The following is a 20,435-nucleotide window of genomic DNA, read 5'->3' on the forward strand; positions in this document are numbered from 1 at the left end:
CGCGCAGCTTGACGTCGGTCGCAGCCGGGACCATGCGGCGGCCCCGGCGCTTGGTCAGCAATTTGCACTTGTCGGCGAAGGTCATCAGCGGCCCGAGCCCAGGATCAGACGCGACAGGTTGGTCTGGGCGTCGATGCGCGGCGACACGGGCCAGCCGATGTCCTTCTGGATTTCGGGTGGCAGGTTGTTCATGGCGCGCACGGCCTGTGCATTCTTCATGGCCGCACGAAAACGGCCCAGGGTCTCGAACATCTCTATTCTCCTTTGGAGCGTTGTGGCGGCGGAATAGTCCGGTCCGCCATTCGATGTCCGTTAAATGCTTCACGTCTGTATCGGACGGATTGCGCCAAAACAGCGTTTCGGTTTCCAGATCGGTGCGATCTGGAAACATTTGCATACAAATGAAATTGGGCGAATTGGCGGCCTTCGTAAGGCGGCTTATTCCCGGCTGCGCCTGGCGGCATGGCCTTCGCGCGAACGCCGGCGCGGGGCGGCGTCGCCGGCGACGCCATCCTCGCTGACGGTCTTGCGTGGCGGCAATTTCACCGCCGCCGACAGTTTCGGGAACGGATCGACCTTGTTGGGAAGCGCCATCGCGTAGACGAAATGCTCCTGGAATTTCGGCTCCAGAGCGGTCTCGATCTTCTCGATGTGGCTGACCGTGTCCTCGATCTCGCGGCGATAGCCACGATTGAGCAGCGCCATCCGCGCACCGGCGCCGGCGGCGTTGCCGACGGCCGAGACCTTGTCGAGGTCGCAATCCGGGATCAGGCCGAGCACCATGGCGTATTTCGGATCGATGAACGAGCCGAACGCGCCGGCGAAATGGATGCGGTCGACGTGTTCGGTGTTCTGCTTTTCCATCAGAAGCTTGGTGCCGGCATAGAGCGCCGCCTTGGCAAGCTGGATGGCGCGCACGTCGGTCTGCGTGATGGTGATCTTGGGTTCGCCTTCCTTCAAGACATAAGAGAAGGTGCGGCCGTTGACCGTGACGCGCGGCGACCGCTCGGCCAGCGACCCGTCGATGACGCCATCCTCGGAGATGATGCCGGCGAGGTACATTTCGGCCACGATCTCGATGATGCCGGAGCCGCAAATGCCGGTGACGCCGGTCGCCTGCACGCTATCCAGGAAGCCGGGGTCGTCGGACCAGAGTTCAGAGCCGATGACGCGGTATTTCGGCTCCAGCGTATCGGGGTCGATGCGCACGCGCTCGATTGCGCCGGGGGCAGCGCGCTGGCCGCCGGAGATTTCCGCGCCCTCGAAGGCGGGACCGGTGGGCGAGGAGGCTGCGACCACCCGCTTGCGGTTGCCAAGCACGATCTCGGCATTGGTGCCGACGTCAACGATCAGCATCATCTCGTCCTGGCGATGCGGGCCTTCCGACAGCGTCACGGCTGCGGCGTCGGCGCCGACATGGCCGGCAATACAAGGCAGCATATAGAGGCGGGCGCCCTGGTTGAGCTTCAGGCCGATATCGGAGGCCTTGATGCGCACCGCGCCCGAGACGGCGAGTGCGAAGGGCGCGCCGCCGAGTTCGGTCGGATCGATGCCGAGGAACAGATGGTGCATGATCGGATTGCCGACAAAGACGGAATCCAGGATGTCGTTGCGCTGGACATTGCCTTCCGCGCAGACCTTGTCGACCAGGCCCGAGATCGCCTCGCGTACGGCGACCGTCATGCCTTCGCGGCCGTCCGGGTTCATCATCACATAGGAGACGCGGCTCATCAGATCCTCGCCGAAGCGGATCTGCGGGTTGGAGGTGCCTGACGAAGCGGCGACGCGGCCCGACAGCAACGACACCAGATGCATGGCGATGGTGGTCGAGCCGATGTCGCAGGCCAGTCCATAGGCCTCGTTCTTGAGGCCGGGCCAGAGTGCTATGACGCGGGCGATGTCGCTTTCGGCATCCTTGTGGATGGCCGCGGTCGCGGTCCAGTTACCCTTGCGCAGTATGCCTTGCACCTGCGGCATCAGGTAGAAGTCGAATTCGAGGTTTTTAAAGCCCCAATCCTTCATCAAGGCGATCTTGAGGCGGTCGAGATCGCCCAGCGGCTTGTGCATGTCGGGCTCTTCGATCTCGACATAGCACATGCGGATTGCCGCATCGCGGGCGATGACGCGCGTGTCGGCATCCTTGCGGATGGTCTGGGCGTTGATGACCGTGTCCTGCGGCACGTCGATGACGAGGTCGCCGAGGATCTGCGCCGAGCAGGACAGGCGCCGCCGCTCGGGCAGGCCGCGGACGCGCTCATATCGCTCTTCCTTGGCGCCCTTGGGCGAGATGTGGTCGTTGGACGAGACGATCTTGTGCTTGGCGAAATTGCCTTCCTGCACTTCGATCTGGCAGCGACCGCAGGTAGCGCGGCCACCGCAGACGCTCTCGACATAGACGCCGAGCTGACGCGCGGCATCGAGCACCGGTGTGCCGACGGGAAACCGCCCGCGCTTGCCTGACGGCATGAACAGCACGAGCGGATCGGTAATGTTTGCAGGCGAGTTCACGATTGCGCGCTTATCCCCTGGCCATGCGGGCTTCACGGCCGCCGCGCCGGCGACCGCCATTGCCGCCGCCTTCGCCCGGAGCGTTAACGGCGGTGGGCGCTGCGACCGCCTGGCCGCCTTCGGCCGGTTTGTAATCCTTGTAGGTGCGGATCCAGTTGGTGCAGTTCTCGTCGGTGCCGTTGAGCACATTGGCGCCGCGCACGGCTTCCATTTCCTGCGGGCGAACCGGGTTCATGATAGCGCTAGTCATGCCGGCGCCGATCACCATCGGGATGAAGGCGGCGTTGATGCCGTGGCGGTGCGGCAGGCCGAACGAAATGTTGGACAGGCCGCAAGTGGTGTTGACCTTGAGCTCTTCGCGCAGACGGCGCAGCAACGCGAAGACCTGGCGGCCGGCATCGCCGAGCGCGCCGATCGGCATCACCAGCGGGTCGACGACGACGTCATGCGCCGGAATGCCGAAATCGGCGCAGCGCTGCACGATCTTCTTGGCGACGGCGAAGCGCACATCCGGATCCATCGAAATGCCGGTCTCGTCGTTGGAGATGGCGACGACCGGAACGTTGTACTTCTTGACCAGCGGCAGGATGGCTTCGAGCTTTTCCTCTTCGCCGGTCACGGAGTTGACCAGCGGCCGACCCTTGGCGACCTTGAGCGCTGCCTCGATGGCGGCGGTCACCGACGAGTCGATCGACAACGGCAGGTCGACAAGGCCCTGGACGATCTCCAGCGTCTGCACGAGCAGGCCGGGTTCGGTTTCGTTCGGATTAACGGAGGTGACGCCGGCATTGACGTCGAGCATGGTGGCGCCGCAGGCGGCCTGTTCCAGCGCATCCTTGATGACGGTCTCGAAATTGCCGGCGATCATCTCGGCGGCCAGCTTCTTGCGGCCGGTCGGGTTGATGCGCTCGCCGATGACGCAGAAAGGCTGGTCGAAGCCGATGATGATCTCTCGTGTCGCCGAGGCGACGATGGTCCGGGTCATGAAGTCTCTCCGCCTGATATAAAGATTTCTTTATATCGTTGTCTGGTTTCATTCAAGCGAATGGCTGGCCGTCCGCGCTGTCAGTGCGCGGTCTTCACCATATCCACCTGCGTTTCGGTAATGTCGTCGTGCAGTATGCTCTCGAGCCGGTCGGCGACCATCTGATCGTCGTGGCGGATCTCGCGTTTCCATGGCTGGCGGCCTTTCAGCACGCCCGATTCATCGACGATCTCGGCGACATATTCCTCCTGGCGGTAGGCCATCACATGGATGCCGGAGACACCAGGAATTTCCTTCACCTCGTTGATGATGTCGGTGCAGAGCTGCTTGCCTTCCTTCTTCTGGTCCTGCGCACCTTCCAGCCGCTTGATGATCTCGTCCGGAATATGGATGCCGGGCACGTTGGAGCGGATCCATTTGGCCGTCTTGGCCGAAGCCAGCGGGCCGACGCCGCACAGGATGAAAACTTTTTCCGTATGCCCCAAGTCCCGCGCCCTCTGCATGAAGGTTCTGAACATCGGCACGTCGAAGCAATACTGCGTCTGCACGAACTGCGCGCCGGCGGCGATCTTTTTGCCGAGATGGATCGGGCGGAAATCGAAGGGTGGCGCGAAGGGGTTGACGGCGGCGCCGAGGAAAATTTGCGGCGGCGTCGTCAACTTGCGGCCGGACAGGAACTTGCCGTTGTCGCGCATGATGCGGCAGGTTTCCAGCAACGACATGGAATCGAGGTCGAAGACAGGCTTGGCGCCGGGCTGGTCGCCGGCCTGGACGCCGTCGCCGGTGAGGCACAGCATGTTGGCGACGCCCATCGCCGCACCGCCCAGCACGTCGCCCTGGATGGCGATCCGGTTCCTGTCACGGCAGGCAATCTGCATGATCGGGGCATAGCCCATGCGGGTCAAAAGCGCGCAGATGCCGACCGAGGACATGTGGCAGTTGGCGCCGGAGGCATCGACGGCATTGATGGCGTCGACCCAGCCGTCGAAGATTTTCGCGCGGTTATAGACGTCTTCGGGATCGGCGCTGTCGGGCGGGTTGAGCTCGGTGGTAACCGCGAATTCGCCGCGCCGCAGCACACGCTCCAGTCGGCCACGTGAGGAGTGGCCGGGCAGGGGATCGAGCGGCAGATGGATGCCGGCCGGGTTTTCGTCGCGCTGGCGGCCGATCACGCGGCCGCTCCAGTGTTGGCTTTGGCAGCGGCTTCACGGGCCGCTGCCGACTGCGCCGTCACCCGCAGCCAGGCCGAGGTTTCGCGCAGCGACTGGTCTACGGGCTTCTGAACGGTCAGGATCCTGTCGCCATGCTCCATGTTCCGCGAACCTTCCCAGGCCTTGACCCAGACGCAAGGCATGTCGGGCTCGACCTCGCAATTGCCGTTGGCGCGCACGCCGCCACACGGGCCGTTGCGCAGCTGCTTGGGGCAGTTCATCGGGCACGACATGCCGGTCGAGGACAATATGCACTGACCGCACATGCGGCAGTCGAACATGAAGCCTTTTACGCGTTTTTCAACGAACTTGATCGGCGCTTCGACGCGGCCGTAGCCAAGGCCTTTCCACAGCGGATGGAGCAGCAGGAACATGTCTGCGAATCTGGAGTAGAACCATTCGAGCAATCGCGAATGGCGGATCGACCACAGCCTGATCGCAAACGAGCGCTGCACGCGCCGCTGCGGCGATACGTCGGCCGGCTTGTAGTCCGATTTCGGCGCTGCTTTCTTGACCTGAGTGGCCTGGGTAACCGGCTGGGTAACCCTTGGCCCCTCTTTGGCAGGAGTGGTTTCAGACATTTTCTTTCCCGCCCGCCTTGACCAGAGCGACCAGCCGCTCGCGGTCGTATTTCGCGTCGATGTCGCTGAATGCCTTCTCGACCTCGGCTTCGAGGTCGTCGCCGACCGGGATCGGATCGGCCTTGCGCCATTCGGCGAGGTAATCGTCGGTGCCGCCGGCGCCGGTGCGCATGGCGCACATATCGATCGCCTCGGTGAAGCGCAGCGGCAGTTCGCGCTTGGCGTTCTGCCGGCCCTTCTTGACGATGACCTGGGCGGGGATGTCGCGCCAATAGACGACAATCAGATCGGCCATGAATTCTCTCACTCCCTGTAGAGCGCCGTGCGTCCATGAGGGAAACGACGTTCCACCACTTTATCCAGCTGGTGCGAGCATTGCCGGATGCGCAGTGGGGCTGCTTGTTATGGGACGACGCGCGCGCATTCAAAAGCGACGCTATTGAGAGTCGCAAAAAGAAAGGCGAGATTCCGAGGGAAGGCTGGCTACCAAACCCGCTTGGTCAGGCCGGTCCAGAGATAGAACCAGATCGTCGGGTGGTACCATTGTTTCGAGGGCAGGTCCGGCTTGATCGTGGCCAACTTTCCGTCCAAGGCGTCGCGGACCGCCCCGACGCAGATGTCGCGCGAGAACGCCGCCTGGCGCAACGCATAGCTCGAAATCGTGTCGCCGGGCTCCGGCTTGCCGCGCGCCTGTTTCAACACGCCGCCGGTGTCGACGCCGCCGTCGACCAGATGCACGGTGGTGCCGAAATTCTGGAGATCGCCGGAGGCCAGCGCCCAGTAGCCGCCATTCATGCCGCGGTATTTGGGCGCGATGCCGGCGTGGTAGTTGAGCACCGGGCAGGGCATTTGCGCCAGCGTCTGCCGGGACAAAATCCGGCAGCCGGCGAGCAGCACCACGCCCGGGCGGATGTCGGCGACCGCCTGCAGGCAATCGGGCCCGTCGGCGGAGGAGACGTGGATGATCTTTTGTCCCGGCCTCGGCTCTGTCTGCAGTTTTTGCGCTGCGATCAGCCGCTCCGCGTGCCCGGCGAAGAAGCGTTTGCCGAGCCTGGTCAGCACCATCGTGCCAAGCTGGCCGATGGCCGAAAACAAGCCTTGGCGGCGCGCCCGGCCGAGCAGCAATTGTTTTTTGGATTCAGGGCTTTCGAGGATGACGCTGACAGGACCGAACTGGTCGGCGATGGCGTTGACGATGGCCCAGGTGTGCGGCCCGCCTTCGGTGACGATGACGATCGCAGCACTTTTTTCAACCGCTGATGCCATGGCGCGCTTTCTTGCCGGCGCGCAACCATTTGCCGTGCGCTGCCCGGCTCAATTCTGTGCCGGGCGAGGTTAAATCTTGATGACCGCCCGGCCAGCGAGAGACCAACGGATCAGCGCTTGAACTCGATGATGTCAAGTTTCGATTCGTAGTAGGGCGCCGGGAATTCGATGCGCCATTCATTGGCGCTGGTGCGGAAGGCATAGCCGACCTGGTCGCTTTCCGGGCCGCTGCCATAGGGTTTTGGCTTGTTGTCATTGACATAGCCGGAGCCGAGATAGATCGCGCGTTTTTCGCTATCGTCGAAGAAACGGCCCTTGGTGCGTTGCGAGCCGCTGACCTTTTCCAGCTGCCAGCCGGAGCCATCGTCCGTGACCTTGCACTTGAACCAGCCATAGATGACCAGCGGGCCGGTCAGGCCCACCTTGATGGTTCGGCATTGCCAGTTGCCGCTCAGGTCCTTGTCGGAAAAGGCCACTATCGGCTTTGCCAGCAGCGCGTCGAGTTGGCTGACCTCAGCCGGGTCTCCCGCTTTTGCCTCGGCCAGCGCCGCCTTGCGGGTCTCGCCATATTTGTCGAGCCGCACCTTGTCGGCAGGCGTGATGATCTTCTGCACCTCGCCGTCGGCGCGAGCGGGCAAGACGAGGCAGAGGAGGCCAAGGGCGGCGAGCAGGAGGCGAGGGGTCATCGGGACGTTCCGTGTTCGGATGGCTGAATCAGCCTGTTTGCTTGTGGCTCACAACTTAACCATCCGCGGCGGCCTGTCATCTGTTCTCGACAGCATCCCGGCTCAAGAACCGCTTCAGGCGTGGGCGGCGGCCTGCGCCAGCCCGGCCGTCAGGTCGCCATAGCCCGTCGGGCGCCGTTCATAGGCGAGGCCAAGTAGTTTCGCGGCCTTCTCGGCGACCTTGTCGAGTTCCGGATCGTCGGTCTGGGCGATGTAGATCAGCTTTTGGTAGTTGCCGAAATAATCCTTGATCAGTTCCGGGTGCTTGTCGAGGCCGAGCGGCTTCATGAAGAAGGCGTCGAACTGGCGGCACAGGAAGTCTGTCATGTAGAACGACATCATGTCGTCGTCGGCGACCTTCGCATAGGCGTCCATGCCCTGGTAGAAGGCAAAGCAGTGCGGCCCGGCCATGCGCTCGACGCCGTGCTTCTCCAGGATCCGGTCGAGCATGCCGCCAGTGCCGCAATCGGCATAGCCGACGAAGATGTTGCTGTAGCCTTCCGCCTTGGCTTTCTCGATCGCCTTGTCCATCGCCGGCGCGATGCGGTCGGGGTAGAAATGGAACTCCGCCGGCAGGCAGGTCAGGTCGAGATGGTCGAGCTTGAGCTGCTCCTTGACGGCCAAAACTTCGCGCGCAATCATTCCACAGGCGATGACCAGCAGCCTGTCGTCCTGATTCGGTTTCGTTTTTTGCATTCTGGCCATGGAACCCGGTCGAAGCGGCCTTCGTTGCTGTGGGGCGAATCTATCGAGAGAGGGATAAACCGTCCATGAAACTGTTACGCGTTGCGCCGATTGCAATCCTTGCCTGCGTCCTGGCGCTTACGGCCTGTGCCAACACCGTCCGTGGTGTCGGCCGGGATATCAAATCGACTGCGAAAGCCGTCGACGACACCGTCACCAAACCCTGACGCAGCCATCCGTTCCAGCTGGGAACAAAAAAGCCGCGCTGCAAGGCGCGGCTTTCGATTGTGGGCCAGACGCCTTGCGGAAGAGATCAGGCTGAAGCGCGCATATTATGCTTGCGCTTCATGAAGTCCTTCGCGGTCTCGACCGCCACAGCCGCGTCGCGGCAATAGGCATCGGCGCCGACGGCCTTGCCGAATTCCTCGTTGAGCGGCGCGCCGCCGACCAGGACGACATAGTCGTCGCGGATGCCCTTTTCCTTCATCGTGTCGATGACGACCTTCATGTAGGGCATGGTCGTGGTCAAAAGCGCCGACATGCCGATAATGTCGGGCTGGTGCTGCTCGATGGCGTCGAGGTATTTTTCCACCGCATTGTTGATGCCGAGATCGATGACGTCGAAGCCGGCGCCTTCCATCATCATGCCGACGAGGTTCTTGCCGATGTCGTGGATGTCGCCCTTGACGGTGCCGATCACCATCTTGCCCNTCCATCATCATGCCGACGAGGTTCTTGCCGATGTCGTGGATGTCGCCCTTGACGGTGCCGATCACCATCTTGCCCTGCTTCGGCGCGCCGGTGGCGGCCAGCAGCGGGCGCAGGATGAACATGCCGGCCTTCATGGCGTTGGCCGACAGCAGCACCTCGGGAACGAACAGGATGCCGTCGCGAAAGTCCTCGCCGACGATGCGCATGCCTTCGACCAGAGCTTCGGTCAGCACCTTGTAGGGCACCCAGCCGCGCTCGAGCAGGATGTTGGTGCCTTCCTCGATCTCTTCCTTCAGCCCGTCATAGAGATCGTCGTGCATCTGCTGCACCAACTCGTCGTCGGAAAGCTCGGAGAGGATGATCTCGTCGTCGGCCATTTTTCTCGGGCTCCTTGCCGCACGGGATGCGACCACGGCGGCTTAAAATAATCGCGTCAATACCTAACCCGGCGGGGGCAGGTATCCATAGCTGATTTGCGACTTCCCGCAAAAGGAAAGCGACCGCAAATCTATTGGAATTCTTGTCGATTTTGCGACAGGCGTTGGCGCTGGCGGGCCGTTTCGAATAGGGTGCATGGCTACGATCCGGCCGAGAAGCCGCCATACGCGGCCGCAAACGGTTTTTAGGGAAAAACGATCATGAGTGAAAACGCGTCAGTCGACCAGGAAGCGTCCAATGCGCGACGTGGACGTGCTGCCAGCGGCGGCGCGGCTGCAAGGCGGGCGGCGCGCTCGGGCGGCGGACCGGGCACCCAGCTCACCTATATCAAGCGCAAGATCAACATCTATGAGGTCCTCAACGAGGAAGGCCTGGCGATTATCGAAAACAACACCGATACGGTGCTGGAAGAGATCGGCATCATCTTTCGCGACGACGCCGAGGCGCTGCAGCTTTGGAAAGAGGCGGGCGCCGACGTCAAGGGCGAGCGCGTGCATTTTCCCAAGGGCCTCTGCCGCTCGCTGCTGAAGACCGCGCCGCCCATCTACACCCAGCATGCGCGCAACGCCGAACGTTCGGTGCAGATCGGCGGCAACGCCACGGTCTTCGCGCCGGTCTATGGTCCGCCCTTCGTGCGCGATCTCGACGGTGTCAGGCGCTACGCGACGATCGAGGATTTCCGGAATTTCGTGAAGCTCGCCTATATGGCGCCGTCGATTCACCATTCGGGCGGCACGGTTTGCGAGCCGGTCGACGTGCCGGTCAACAAACGCCATCTCGATATGATCTACAGCCACATCAAATATTCGGACAAACCGTTCATGGGTTCGGTGACGGCGCCAGAGCGGGCCGAAGACACCGTCGCCATGGCCAAGATCGTGTTCGGCGACGATTTCGTCGAAAACAACACCGTGCTGACCAGCCTGATCAACGCCAATTCGCCGATGGTGTTCGACGAAACCATGCTGGGCGCGCTGAAGGTTTATTCGCGTCACAACCAGGCTTGCATCGTCACGCCGTTCATCCTTGCCGGCGCGATGAGCCCGGTGACCGTTGCCGGCACGCTGACCCAGGTTCTGGCCGAGGTGCTGGCCGGCGCCTCTTTCACGCAGTTGATCCGCCCCGGCGCGCCGGTGCTGTTCGGCACCTTCGCCTCGTCGATCTCCATGCAGTCTGGTGCGCCGACCTTCGGCACACCGGAGCCGTCGCTGGTTTCCTACGGCGCCGCACAGCTTGCCCGCCGGCTCGGTCTGCCGTTCCGCACCGGCGGCTCGCTCTGCGCCTCCAAGGTTCCGGACGCGCAGGCCGCCTATGAGAGCGCCAACACGCTCAACTCGACCATTCTTGCCGGCACCAATTTCGTCCTGCATTCGGCGGGCTGGCTCGAAGGCGGACTGGCGTCCTGCTACGAAAAATTCATGATGGACATCGACCAGCTCGGCATGACGCAAAAGTTTTCCGAAGGCGTCGACCTGTCGGAAAACGGCCAGGCGATGGACGCCATCCGCCAGGTCGGCCCGGGCAGCCACTATCTCGGCTGCGACCACACCCAGGCCAATTTCCAGACCGCCTTCTACCGCTCCAGCATCGCCGACAACAATTCCTACGAGCAGTGGCTGGCCGAGGGCGAGAAGACAGCGCCGCAGCGCGCCAACGAACTCGCCCGCCGCTGGCTGGAGACCTACGAGGCGCCTTATCTCGATCCGGGCATCGACGACGGCCTGAAGGACTACATAGCGACGAAGAAGGCGTCGATGGCTGACGCCTTCACCTGAAAGGAGCCCGAGTCAGGCGGGGCTAAAGTCGCCAACATCATCCACAAGGAAGTCTGGCGGAGCGCTTTCTCCGACCCGGACAAGAAGGGATGATTGCGCGGCGCCGGGCTGACGAGATAGCGGCCGCGCTTTCCGCCGACGGCCTCATCCTGCGCGGCGGCTTCAATTTCGCAACAAGCGAAACGCCGCCGCATGGCCCTTCAGCCGCCCCTGCCAAATCCGTGCTGTTGGTCGGGCAGGCGGGAGCGGCACCCTGGCCGCATTTCCTGCGCTGGCGCGACCGGCAACCGCAAACCATTGCTAATCCGCTCGACACATGGTCGCGCGAAGTGATCGGTGCGGTGGCGGAGAAATTCGGCGCGCGCGCCGTTTCGCCTTCGGACAGACCTTATCTGCCGTTCCAGCAATGGGCGATGCGAGCGGAGGGGCTGAGACCGTCGCCGCTGGGCATCCTGATGCATCCGCAGTACGGGCTCTGGCATGCCTATCGCGGCGCGTTGCTGTTCGAGGATGAGATCGCGCTTCCTGAACGTCGCGAAGCGATTCACCTTTGCGACGCCTGTGTTGCAAAACCTTGCCTGAAATCCTGTCCGGTTGACGCCTATTCCGCGGATGGTTTCGCTCATCAGGCTTGCCTGGCGCATGTGCGGGGATCGAAGGGCGAACCATGCCGCGGCGGCGGCTGCCTCGACCGCAACGCCTGTCCGTATGGCACGGCCCATCGCTATCCGCCTGAGGTTCAGGCCTTTCACATGACGGCGTTTGCCGGCCTGTAGCCGGGTCGAAAGCCCGCACAAAGTGTTGAACGGGATTGTCAGGGAACGGCTTGCCCTGACAATGCCTGCTTATATGTATCACACGACAATCAACGGGGCGCGCCATGGCGAAGCAGGACATTGAGATAAAAACCGAGGACGGCGTGGCGAAAGCCGGGCTGTTCCGCTCGGCGACCGCTTCCTCGTCCAGGGCCGGCATCATTCTCTATATGGACGCTTTCGGTCCGCGACCGGCGCTCGACGCAATGGCGGAACGGCTGGCAGGCGAGGGCTATGCCGTGCTGGTGCCGGATCTTTTCTATCGCAAAGCACCCTACGGGCCGTTCGAGCCCAAGACCGCTTTCGTCGTCGAGGAGACCAAGGTCGCGCTGACGGCGTTGGTCCACGGCACGACACAGGACATGACCATCCGCGACAGCAGGGCGTTCCTCGACACGCTTACCGCTGAAGGTGTCACCGGACCGGTCGGTGTCGTCGGTTACTGCATGGGCGGGGCGCGGGCTTTGAATGCGGCTGCAACCTATCCCGATCGCATCGTGGCGGCGGCGAGCTTCCATGGCGGCAATCTGGCCAGCGATGCCGCCGACAGCCCGCACCGCAAGGCCGCAATGATCAAGGCGCGCGTCTATGTCGGGACATCGGGCGTCGACCGCAGCTTTCCGCCGGAGCAGTCGGCGCGGCTGGTCGAGGCGCTGCGCGTGGCGGAGGTCGACCACGCCATCGAAAACTATGCCGGCATGGCGCATGGCTGGTGCGTGTCGGACCACAGCGTCTTCAACGCGGCCGGCGCCGAACGTCATTGGAAGCGACTGACGACGCTGTTCGCCGAGACGCTGATCTAACGAGGCGTTGCCTGAAGTCGCAACGAACGGGTAGAGACTGCACGATTGGCGCGGCCTGTTAAAACAGCGCCAGTCGAGCGGGAACGAACAGCCTGATGCAATCCTATGATGTCGTGGTGATCGGCGCCGGTGCGGCCGGAATGATGTGCGCCATCGAGGCGGGCAAGCGCGGCCGCTCGGTCCTGGTGCTCGATCACGCGGCAAAGCCCGGCGAGAAGATCCGCATCTCCGGCGGTGGCCGCTGCAATTTCACCAACATCCACACCAGCCCGAAGAATTTCATCTCCGGCAATCCGCATTTCTGCATTTCGGCGCTCAGCCGCTACACGCAAGGCGACTTCATCGCGCTCGTCGAACGCCATGGCATTGCCTATCACGAGAAGACGCTGGGACAGCTGTTTTGCGACGGCTCGGCGCGCCAGGTCATCGACATGCTGGTTTCCGACATGCAGGATTGGGGTGTGGAACTGGCGTTGTCGACCGAGGTGAGGAACGTCAGCAAGACCGCGGACGGGTTTGTGCTGACGCTCTCCGCTGGCAGCGTCGCTTGCAACTCGTTAGTCGTGGCTTGCGGGGGCAAGTCGATCCCCAAAATGGGCGCGTCCGGTTTCGGCTACGAGCTTGCGGCGCAATTCGGCCTTGCGGTGGTGGAAACACGGCCGGCGCTGGTGCCGCTTACCTTCGACGCAAGAACGCTGGAGCGGCTGGCGCCTTTGGCCGGCAATGCCGTCGATGCCGAAGTCGCCTGCGGCAAGACGCGGTTTTCAGAAGCGATGCTGTTTACGCATCGCGGCTTGAGCGGGCCTTCCATCCTGCAAATATCGTCCTATTGGCGCGAGGGCGACGAGATCCGCATCGCCATGCTGCCGGGGAGGGATGTGGCGGAACTGCTTCGCGCCGCCCGGCGCGTCAACGGCAGGCAAGCGGTGCAGACGGTGCTTGCAAACCATTTGCCGAAGCGCCTTGCGCAAGCAGTCGCCGAGCGCAGTGGGATCGATGGCAATCTCGCTGATTTGACAGACCTGCAAATGAAAACCGTCGAAGCCGCCGTCAACGACTGGCGCATCAAGCCGGCCGGCTCCGAGGGTTACCGCACGGCGGAAGTGACGCTTGGCGGTGTCGATACCAACGGGCTCGATCAGAAGACGATGCAGGCGAAATCCGTGCCGGGGCTGTTTTTCATCGGCGAAGTCGTCGATGTCACGGGCTGGCTGGGCGGCTATAATTTTCAGTGGGCTTGGTCGTCCGGCTGGGCCTCGGGCCAGGTGTGCTGATATTCGGGTGAGGCCGGCCTGCAAACGACGGCTTTCAGTGCTTCCGGTGCTCGCGTACCAAAAGTACGCTCCACTCCGGTTCTCGAAATCCATCGTTTTCGGCTCGGCCTCACCTGAATCTCAGCGCACCTGTTGCGCGTGCATCCGTCGCCTCGGAAAAAAATCTTTCCATAACCCCAAGGATTGGCCATTAGCCTTCGTCCAACAGGCAAATGATGGCGATGATGCTGGATGAAAGCGAAGCCTCCGACGCCGAATTGATCGGGCGGGCGAAGGGCGGAGACAGGGGTGCCTTCGGCAAATTGCTGGAGCGGCACTACGACTTCGTCTATCGCGCCGCCTATCGCTGGTGCGGAAAGAAGGCCGATGCCGAAGACATCGCCCAGGAGGTCTGTGTCCGTCTCGGCAAGGCGATCCGCGACTACCGCGGCGGCGGCGCGTTTACGACATGGCTCTATTCCGTGACGCTGAACGCGGCGCGCGACATGATGCGCAAGACGACGCGCGAAAACGTCAAGACCGAGGCTTTCGGCGCCTACAGCATGATATCGGGAGAGGCATCCGCCGAGCCCGAAGATCCGACTGAGGCGCTCTGGGCAGCGGTGCGGCAATTGCCGGACAAGCAGCGCGATGCAGTACTTCTGGTCTATGGCGAAGGTTTGAGCCATGCGGCCGCCGCCGAGGCGATGGCAATCTCGGAGACGACGGTTTCCTGGCACATCCATGAAGCGAAGAAACGGCTGAAGACGTTGATGCGTTCAGCCGGGGAAGTGTGACCATGGTCGACGACAACGAACTCAACAGGCTGCGCGACGCAGCAGTACCGGCGCCGGGCGAGAGCGCGAAGACACGCGCCTTCGAAGCCGCCATGCGCGCTTATGATCAGGAAAATATTTCTGCCGTCACCCAAGGATCGGTCGGCGGGCTTCGTCTCACAGAGCGAGCACAAAAGCTCTGGAGCGAGATCATGCAAAAGAAACTCATCGCCACGCCAGCCATTGCCGGGCTCGTCGCCCTGCCGATCGCCGGATACGCCACCTTCCACATCCTGAGGGAACAGCCGTTGCCGTTCGGTAGCGACGAGAAGATCACTGAGACGCTGGCCGACAAGCCGGCAACCAATGGGCCGGCGATCAACGCGCCGGTAAAAGAAAAGCAGGCGCCTGAAGGCGACAAGAAGGCCGACGCCGATGTGCGAAGCCGCGACACCACTACGACGCTTACGCCGCCCGCGCCGCCGAAGCCCGAATCGACCGTTGCTGTCGCCCCTGCGCAGCAGGATGCGCTGGGGCGCGGCGTGTTGGCCGAGCCTGCGCCAGTTGAGAGCCGCGAGTTTTCGCTTGACGGCACCGCTGCTCCGGCCGGCGGCGCGCGGGTCGACCGCATGGCCGGCGCGACCGAGTCCAAGTACCTGGCGCAGCCTTCGACGATGCCGGCCGACCAGATAGCGCCGCAGGAGCCAAACCGCGACCGCGTCGAGGATTTCAAGACCAATCCGGTGCATGCAGCGCTTCAGGATCCGGTCTCGACCTTCTCGATCGACGTCGACACCGCCTCCTATTCCTTCGTGCGCGGTTCGCTGAAGCAGGGCTACCTGCCGCAAGCCGATACGGTGCGCGTCGAGGAGATGGTCAATTACTTCCCCTATGACTGGAAGGGTCCGGACTCCGCGTCGACGCCGTTCAACTCGACCGTCAGCGTCATGCCGACGCCGTGGAACGGGCACACCAAGCTGATGCACGTCGCCATCAAGGGTTTCGACATCAAGCCGGTCGAGCAGCCCAAGGCCAATCTGGTGTTCCTGATCGACGTGTCGGGTTCGATGGACGAGCCGGACAAACTGCCGCTGCTCAAGTCGGCTTTCCGGCTGCTGGTCAGCAAGCTCAAGGCGGACGACACCATCTCGATCGTCACCTATGCCGGTGACGCCGGCACCGTGTTGATGCCGACCAAGGTCACCGAGAAGGACAAGATCCTCAACGCCATCGACAATCTGTCGCCCGGCGGCTCGACGGCCGGCGAGGCGGGCATCAAGGAAGCCTACAAGCTTGCCCAGCAGTCCTTCGTCAAGGATGGCATCAACCGTGTGATGCTGGCCACGGACGGCGACTTCAATGTCGGCCAGACCGATGACGACGATCTGAAGCGGCTGATCGAGCAGGAGCGCAAGACCGGCGTCTTCCTGTCGGTGTTCGGCTTTGGACGCGGCAATCTGAACGACCAGATGATGCAGACCATCGCCCAGAACGGCAACGGCACCGCCGCCTATATCGACACGCTGGCCGAGGCCGAGAAGGTTCTGGTCGAGGATGCCTCCTCGACGCTGTTCACCATCGCCAAGGACGTCAAGATCCAGGTCGAGTTCAATCCGGACAAGGTCTCGGAGTACCGGCTGATCGGCTATGAAACCCGCGCCTTGAACCGCGAGGACTTCAACAATGACCGCGTCGATGCCGGCGATATCGGCTCCGGTCATTCGGTGACCGCCATCTACGAGATCACGCCGAAGGGCACTGGCGGCGAGCAGATGGATCCGCTGCGCTACGGCCAGGCCGCGGTCGACAATGGCGGCGTCGCCAACGCCGACGAATATGCCTTCGTGAAAATCCGCTACAAGCTGCCGAACGAAGACGTCTCGAAGCTGATCACCACGCCGGTGACGTCGGCCAACGAGGTCGCGTCCTTCGACCAGGCCAGCACCGACCAGCGTTTCTCCGTCGCTGTCGCCGCCTTCGGCCAGAAGCTGCGCGACGAGGATGCGACCGCGAAGTTCGGCTACGACAAGATCATGGAGATTGCCACCGCCGCCCGAGGAGCCGACCCGTTTGGGTACAGGTCCGAGTTCCTTTCGCTTGTGCGCCTTGCCTCGGCGCTCGGCGGTAACCGGTAGTGGCAATACAGCCGGTTCCTTTCAGACGGGGGTCGTTCTGATACGGGGAACCGGCTACGGGCGGGTGAGGCAGGCCGGCGGGGGAAATCCTGCCGGCCTTTTTTCGGATCGATTGATCCGAAGCGCACAGATGATCCGCCTGATCGTTAAATTGCGCGGCTTTTCCGGAACGTCATCGCAATGCCCTGCTATTATTGCATGGGGTCGGGACTGGGCTTGGGGAGCCGGGAATTGCAGATCATGAACATTGGAAACACGACGCCGGCGGTGAGACACACGCAGGCGTCGGGAACGCTGTCGCCAGAATCCAGGCGCATCATGGATGACGTCGACGCAGCCCGGAATACCGCAAAGTCGGCGCTGACCAATGACCGCTTTCGCGTCATGCTGGAGCAGATCGGCAATCCGCAGTCGTCGGGTGACCTGGTGACGATGAATGAAAGCGCCGACAGCACCGCCCTGGATTTCAAGACGGCGCTATCGCGTTACGCTGAAAACAGCGAATAAGTTCGATATCAGGCCCGGGTGCGGCGGCGTTCGCGGCGGGCTTCGCTGGTCTCGGCGGTGTTTTCCGTCGCCACCTTGTTGCGCATCGGACCGATGCGCTCGACGATCGCCGCGACGGTCGGGCGTTCGGATTTGGTGTGCGCGTCGAGCGCCTTGCGCATGGCGGCAAGGTGCTGGAACGACGTGCCGCAGCAGCCACCGATGATCTTCGCGCCGCCATCCACCGCCAGCCGGACATAGTCGGCCATCAGCTCCGGCGTGCCGGAATAATGGATCTCGGTGCCACGAAATTCGGGAATGCCGCAATTGCCCTTGACGATCACCGTCGCTTCCGGCTTCGCCTCGGTCATGTCGAGCAGCGAGGCCAGGATGTCGGAGGCGCCGACACCGCAATTGGCGCCGACACCGAGCGGTGTCTCTGAAAGTCCGTCGACGACGCCGTGGATATCCTTGGGCAGCAGGCCCATCATGGTGCGGCCGGCAGTGTCGAACGAACCGGTATAGGTGTAGGGCAGGCCGACGCGGATGGCGGCCTCCGCCGCGGCGCGGATTTCGTCCGGCGCAGACATGGTCTCGATCCAGGCGACTTCGGCGCCGCCTTCCTTGAGACCCTCGATCTGCTCGGCAAAAGCCTCGACTGCTTCGTCATAGGTCATGGCGCCGAGCGGCACCAGCAACTCGCCGGTCGGACCGACCGAGCCGGCGACGATGACTTTCCTGTCGGCCTTGTCGGCGACCGCGCGGGCAATCTCGGCGGCGCGCTTGTTCAGCGCATGCACGCGGTCCTGCGCATGATGCAGCTTCAGCCGGTGGCGGGTGCCGCCGAACGAGTTGGTGAGGATGATATCGGCGCCGGCGTCGACGAAATTCTGGTGCAGGCTGGTGATGGTGTCGGGCGCTGCCTCGTTCAGCAACTCCGGCGCTTCGCCGGCCTCCAGACCCATGGCGAACAGATTGGTGCCGGTGGCGCCATCGGCGAGCAGCACGCCCTTTTCGGCCAGCAGAGCATCGATGGGATTGTTGGCGGGCATCGGATCGACTTTCAGATATTTGAATGGAATAAGGATATAAAGAAGTCTTTATGTCCAGTCAATGTGTTTGCGACCTGCAATTGCCGCGCGGCGCACCTTTCCGGGGCGTTGGGGATCAGGCAGAACCCGATGGAAATGACGCGCCGGCCAGATTGCGCGCGTAGGCGGCGGCCTCATGCGGGTTGATGTCGGCGGCCCGGATCAGATTGTCGAAATGCTGGGTCAGCGCTTGGACCGGCTGGGTGGCGTTCAGCACGACATACATGTCGCCGACATAGATGGCGGCGCGATAAGGGCCGAAGATGGTCAGCGGGATGGAATAGCGCATGCGGCCGTCATAGAGGAACAGGCGGAAGGTGGGGTAGAGATCGTCAAGCAGCGTCGCCATATGGGCAAGCTGCTGCCGGCGGTCAGCCTCGGGAAAGCGGTCCCAGACGCCCAGGCCGCGGGCAAAGATCTCAAGCGTATGGCGCGGCATGCAGACCTCCATGTCGGTCTCAGGGCGCCGGTTGTACTCGATGCGGTACTGCGTCTCGCTGGCCTGCGCCAGACGGCTGCGGTTGGTGATGTTGGCTTCGTAGTCGACCAGCTGGCGTGTGCGCAGGAGATCGGGAATGCCGGCCGGCACATAGCGGATCTTGGTGCCTGCGGCCTCGGCGAACCATTTGGCGAGCAGCGTGCGGTCGAAGCCGTCGGGCGCCTCTTCGATCTCCAGGCTTTCGCGGATTTCGCCGGTGACGCCTTCGTCCTGGGAGAGGCCGAGCAGCCAGTCCAGCGAGATCTTGAATTCGGCGGCGATGTTGAGCAGCGTTTCGGCGCGTGGCAGGCGCGTCGAGGCGCCGGACATCAGTTGCGACAGCGCCGACCGGTCGATGCCGACTGCTGACGCGAAAGCTGACTGGTTGAGATCGGACCGTGTCAGGAGCAGCTTCAGGCGCTCCCGGAAGATTGCCGAAAGGTCCCGTTTGTCCACTGTTCGTTCTCCGCACTCTCTTAGGAAAAATTTGCGCCCGAGCCGTCGAATCAGCACTTCCAGCGTAAATGAATCCGTAGGGTTGTTTACAATGTATAACATCTGCGGCCAAAAATGCGCAATCGCAACATTTTGTACACTTTGTCTCGTTGAGCGGAATCGCTTCTCCTGACACTATGCTGTCAGGAACAATTCCGGCGACTGAGGGACAGTGGTCGACAGCATGACAGGCAAGCGCATCAAGCGACGCGACGCAGCGGCCATCGAGTGGCCGACCGTGGTCCTCGCTTTCTTCTGTTACGGAATGTGGCTCGCTGCCGGGCTCCTGCTCTGGCCCTCTTATCCGACCCCGGCACTTCTTCTCCTCGGCTTCATCCTGGCCTTGCAGTCGTCGATCATGCACGAAGTGCTGCATGGCCATCCGACGCGCAGCGCGCTCATCAACGAAGCCTTCGTCTTCCTGCCGATCGGCCTGGTCTGGCCGTTCCGTCGCTTCAAGACGCTCCATTTGCGCCACCACGCCGACGAGCGCCTGACCGATCCGCTCGACGATCCCGAGAGCTATTACCAGGCGTTGTGGATGCATGACGATCTGCCGCCGACGATGAAATTCCTGCTCAAGATCAACAACACCATGGCCGGCCGTTTCTTTCTCGGCCCCTGGCTGTCCTGCATCGGTTTCTTCGTCGACGACGCCAGGCATGTGATTGCCGGCGACAAGGTGATCGGCAAGGCATGGCTGCTGCATGCGATCGGCCTCGCCATCGTGGTGCCGATCGTGCAGTTCGGCTTCGGCATTCCGGTATGGCTCTACATTCTGGTGCCGGTCTGGCTCGGCCAGTCGCTGATCGCGGTCCGGACTTTCGCCGAACATCAGTGGTCCGAGCACCCTGAAGGACGCACGGTGATCATCGAGCGCTCGCCGCTGTCGTTCCTGTTCCTCAACAACAATCTGCACTTCGTTCACCACAAGACCCCGACCGTTGCCTGGTACAGGCTGCCAAAACTGTTTGCCGACCGCCGCGACGAGTGGCTGCGGATGAACAATGGCTACGCCTATCCGAACTATTTCGCACTGATCAAAGCCTACGCCTTCAAGGCCAAGGAGCCGATCGTGCACCCGGTGCTGCGCCGCCAGCCCGAGCCGGGCAGGGCGTTCAAGCCGCGCATCAGGGCGCGCAGCATCAGCGGGCTTGGCAGCGCGCCGGTTCCGGCCGAGCCGCCGAAGGAATAATCCCCGGACTTCCCGAACCCGTGT

General features: G+C 62.7%; 20 protein-coding genes and 1 pseudogene. 9 read left to right on the plus strand and 12 right to left on the minus strand.

Features of this window, described 5'->3' with window-relative positions:
• Positions 1–84 precede the first annotated feature (84 nt).
• From X756_RS1000000169450 to X756_RS145780, 9 genes are all read right to left on the minus strand, one after another.
• Entirely contained in the window at positions 85–252 is a 168-nt protein-coding gene (locus tag X756_RS1000000169450; protein ID WP_196813564.1) for a hypothetical protein, read from the minus strand.
• 186 nt (positions 253–438) lie between these two features.
• Positions 439–2,568: an ASKHA domain-containing protein gene (locus tag X756_RS145815; protein WP_032905612.1), complete on the minus strand. Its 2,130-nt coding sequence runs from the start codon at positions 2,566–2,568 to the stop codon at positions 439–441.
• On the minus strand, positions 2,519–3,493 hold the full coding sequence (locus X756_RS145810) for a methyltetrahydrofolate cobalamin methyltransferase (protein WP_023670394.1): 975 nt from the start codon (positions 3,491–3,493) through the stop codon (positions 2,519–2,521). The genes X756_RS145815 and X756_RS145810 overlap by 50 nt, the downstream gene beginning before the upstream one ends.
• 80 nt (positions 3,494–3,573) lie before the next feature.
• The gene (locus X756_RS145805) at positions 3,574–4,665 is read right to left on the minus strand and encodes a methylenetetrahydrofolate reductase (protein ID WP_023670395.1); all 1,092 of its coding nucleotides are present in this window, start codon (positions 4,663–4,665) and stop codon (positions 3,574–3,576) included.
• On the minus strand, positions 4,662–5,285 hold the full coding sequence (locus tag X756_RS145800; RefSeq protein WP_023696447.1) for a methylenetetrahydrofolate reductase C-terminal domain-containing protein: 624 nt from the start codon (positions 5,283–5,285) through the stop codon (positions 4,662–4,664). Before X756_RS145800 ends, X756_RS145805 begins: the two co-directional genes overlap by 4 nt.
• Entirely contained in the window at positions 5,278–5,580 is a 303-nt protein-coding gene (locus tag X756_RS145795; RefSeq protein WP_023670397.1) for a virulence factor, read from the minus strand. Before X756_RS145795 ends, X756_RS145800 begins: the two co-directional genes overlap by 8 nt.
• Positions 5,581–5,768: 188 nt before the next feature.
• Entirely contained in the window at positions 5,769–6,551 is a 783-nt protein-coding gene (locus X756_RS145790) for a formyl transferase (RefSeq protein WP_023696448.1), read from the minus strand.
• Positions 6,552–6,661: 110 nt separating this feature from the next.
• Entirely contained in the window at positions 6,662–7,237 is a 576-nt protein-coding gene (locus tag X756_RS145785) for a DUF4893 domain-containing protein (protein ID WP_023730689.1), read from the minus strand.
• A 114-nt stretch (positions 7,238–7,351) separates the two neighbouring features.
• Complete coding sequence (locus X756_RS145780) at positions 7,352–7,981, minus strand: DUF1638 domain-containing protein (RefSeq protein WP_023730690.1); 630 nt, start codon at positions 7,979–7,981, stop codon at positions 7,352–7,354.
• A gap of 65 nt (positions 7,982–8,046) precedes the next feature.
• On the opposite strand from X756_RS145780, the gene X756_RS09620 reads away from it, so the two are divergent.
• The gene (locus tag X756_RS09620; protein ID WP_023670401.1) at positions 8,047–8,187 is read left to right on the plus strand and encodes an entericidin A/B family lipoprotein; all 141 of its coding nucleotides are present in this window, start codon (positions 8,047–8,049) and stop codon (positions 8,185–8,187) included.
• A gap of 86 nt (positions 8,188–8,273) precedes the next feature.
• On the opposite strand, the pseudogene X756_RS01000000165805 reads toward X756_RS09620, so the two are convergent.
• Positions 8,274–9,048 (minus strand): annotated as a pseudogene (locus tag X756_RS01000000165805) (B12-binding domain-containing protein).
• A 261-nt stretch (positions 9,049–9,309) separates the two neighbouring features.
• Between X756_RS01000000165805 and X756_RS145775 the strand changes: the two are divergent.
• The 7 genes from X756_RS145775 (at position 9,310) to X756_RS145745 (ending at position 17,173) form a co-directional block, all read left to right on the plus strand.
• The gene (locus X756_RS145775; protein WP_023670403.1) at positions 9,310–10,884 is read left to right on the plus strand and encodes a trimethylamine methyltransferase family protein; all 1,575 of its coding nucleotides are present in this window, start codon (positions 9,310–9,312) and stop codon (positions 10,882–10,884) included.
• An 89-nt stretch (positions 10,885–10,973) separates the two neighbouring features.
• Complete coding sequence (locus X756_RS145770) at positions 10,974–11,660, plus strand: 4Fe-4S dicluster domain-containing protein (protein WP_023730691.1); 687 nt, start codon at positions 10,974–10,976, stop codon at positions 11,658–11,660.
• A 104-nt stretch (positions 11,661–11,764) separates the two neighbouring features.
• Positions 11,765–12,502, plus strand: a complete 738-nt coding sequence (locus X756_RS145765; RefSeq protein WP_023730692.1) for a dienelactone hydrolase family protein — start codon at positions 11,765–11,767, stop codon at positions 12,500–12,502.
• Between the two features lie 95 nt (positions 12,503–12,597).
• Positions 12,598–13,776, plus strand: a complete 1,179-nt coding sequence (locus tag X756_RS145760) for an NAD(P)/FAD-dependent oxidoreductase (RefSeq protein WP_023730693.1) — start codon at positions 12,598–12,600, stop codon at positions 13,774–13,776.
• A 215-nt stretch (positions 13,777–13,991) separates the two neighbouring features.
• Positions 13,992–14,552 carry an RNA polymerase sigma factor gene (locus X756_RS145755; protein ID WP_023696454.1) on the plus strand — a complete coding sequence of 187 codons (561 nt, stop codon included), beginning with the start codon at positions 13,992–13,994 and terminating at the stop codon, positions 14,550–14,552.
• A gap of 2 nt (positions 14,553–14,554) precedes the next feature.
• A complete protein-coding gene (locus X756_RS145750) occupies positions 14,555–16,666 on the plus strand; it encodes a VWA domain-containing protein (RefSeq protein WP_023730694.1) in 2,112 nt (703 codons plus the stop codon).
• Between the two features lie 240 nt (positions 16,667–16,906).
• A complete protein-coding gene (locus X756_RS145745) occupies positions 16,907–17,173 on the plus strand; it encodes a hypothetical protein (protein WP_023753429.1) in 267 nt (88 codons plus the stop codon).
• A gap of 8 nt (positions 17,174–17,181) precedes the next feature.
• Here the strand turns inward: X756_RS145745 and bmt are convergent, their stop codons facing one another.
• Positions 17,182–18,204: a betaine--homocysteine S-methyltransferase gene (gene bmt / locus X756_RS145740; RefSeq protein WP_023730695.1), complete on the minus strand. Its 1,023-nt coding sequence runs from the start codon at positions 18,202–18,204 to the stop codon at positions 17,182–17,184.
• Between the two features lie 115 nt (positions 18,205–18,319).
• Entirely contained in the window at positions 18,320–19,177 is an 858-nt protein-coding gene (locus X756_RS145735; RefSeq protein WP_023681768.1) for a helix-turn-helix transcriptional regulator, read from the minus strand.
• A 223-nt stretch (positions 19,178–19,400) separates the two neighbouring features.
• Here X756_RS145735 and X756_RS145730 point away from each other — a divergent pair, with 223 nt between their 5' ends.
• Positions 19,401–20,411, plus strand: coding sequence for a fatty acid desaturase (locus X756_RS145730; RefSeq protein WP_031197693.1), 1,011 nt, complete (start codon positions 19,401–19,403; stop codon positions 20,409–20,411).
• The last annotated feature ends 24 nt before the right edge of the window (positions 20,412–20,435 follow it).

The organism is Mesorhizobium sp. LNJC405B00 (assembly GCF_000502615.1).
Taxonomy (GTDB): Bacteria; Pseudomonadota; Alphaproteobacteria; order Rhizobiales; family Rhizobiaceae; genus Mesorhizobium.

What these genes read in the sequence shown, in the direction of transcription:
- X756_RS1000000169450 (WP_196813564.1), bottom strand. Translation starts at nt 252, where the DNA reads ATGTTCGAGACCCTGGGCCGTTTTCGTGCGGCCATGAAGAATGCACAG.
- X756_RS145815 (WP_032905612.1), bottom strand. Translation starts at nt 2,568, where the DNA reads ATGGCGGTCGCCGGCGCGGCGGCCGTGAAGCCCGCATGGCCAGGGGAT.
- X756_RS145810 (WP_023670394.1), bottom strand. Translation starts at nt 3,493, where the DNA reads ATGACCCGGACCATCGTCGCCTCGGCGACACGAGAGATCATCATCGGC.
- X756_RS145800 (WP_023696447.1), bottom strand. Translation starts at nt 5,285, where the DNA reads ATGTCTGAAACCACTCCTGCCAAAGAGGGGCCAAGGGTTACCCAGCCG.
- X756_RS145795 (WP_023670397.1), bottom strand. Translation starts at nt 5,580, where the DNA reads ATGGCCGATCTGATTGTCGTCTATTGGCGCGACATCCCCGCCCAGGTC.
- X756_RS145790 (WP_023696448.1), bottom strand. Translation starts at nt 6,551, where the DNA reads ATGGCATCAGCGGTTGAAAAAAGTGCTGCGATCGTCATCGTCACCGAA.
- X756_RS145785 (WP_023730689.1), bottom strand. Translation starts at nt 7,237, where the DNA reads ATGACCCCTCGCCTCCTGCTCGCCGCCCTTGGCCTCCTCTGCCTCGTC.
- X756_RS145780 (WP_023730690.1), bottom strand. Translation starts at nt 7,981, where the DNA reads ATGGCCAGAATGCAAAAAACGAAACCGAATCAGGACGACAGGCTGCTG.
- X756_RS09620 (WP_023670401.1), top strand. Translation starts at nt 8,047, where the DNA reads ATGAAACTGTTACGCGTTGCGCCGATTGCAATCCTTGCCTGCGTCCTG.
- X756_RS145775 (WP_023670403.1), top strand. Translation starts at nt 9,310, where the DNA reads ATGAGTGAAAACGCGTCAGTCGACCAGGAAGCGTCCAATGCGCGACGT.
- X756_RS145770 (WP_023730691.1), top strand. Translation starts at nt 10,974, where the DNA reads ATGATTGCGCGGCGCCGGGCTGACGAGATAGCGGCCGCGCTTTCCGCC.
- X756_RS145765 (WP_023730692.1), top strand. Translation starts at nt 11,765, where the DNA reads ATGGCGAAGCAGGACATTGAGATAAAAACCGAGGACGGCGTGGCGAAA.
- X756_RS145760 (WP_023730693.1), top strand. Translation starts at nt 12,598, where the DNA reads ATGCAATCCTATGATGTCGTGGTGATCGGCGCCGGTGCGGCCGGAATG.
- X756_RS145755 (WP_023696454.1), top strand. Translation starts at nt 13,992, where the DNA reads ATGGCGATGATGCTGGATGAAAGCGAAGCCTCCGACGCCGAATTGATC.
- X756_RS145750 (WP_023730694.1), top strand. Translation starts at nt 14,555, where the DNA reads ATGGTCGACGACAACGAACTCAACAGGCTGCGCGACGCAGCAGTACCG.
- X756_RS145745 (WP_023753429.1), top strand. Translation starts at nt 16,907, where the DNA reads ATGAACATTGGAAACACGACGCCGGCGGTGAGACACACGCAGGCGTCG.
- bmt (WP_023730695.1), bottom strand. Translation starts at nt 18,204, where the DNA reads ATGCCCGCCAACAATCCCATCGATGCTCTGCTGGCCGAAAAGGGCGTG.
- X756_RS145730 (WP_031197693.1), top strand. Translation starts at nt 19,401, where the DNA reads ATGACAGGCAAGCGCATCAAGCGACGCGACGCAGCGGCCATCGAGTGG.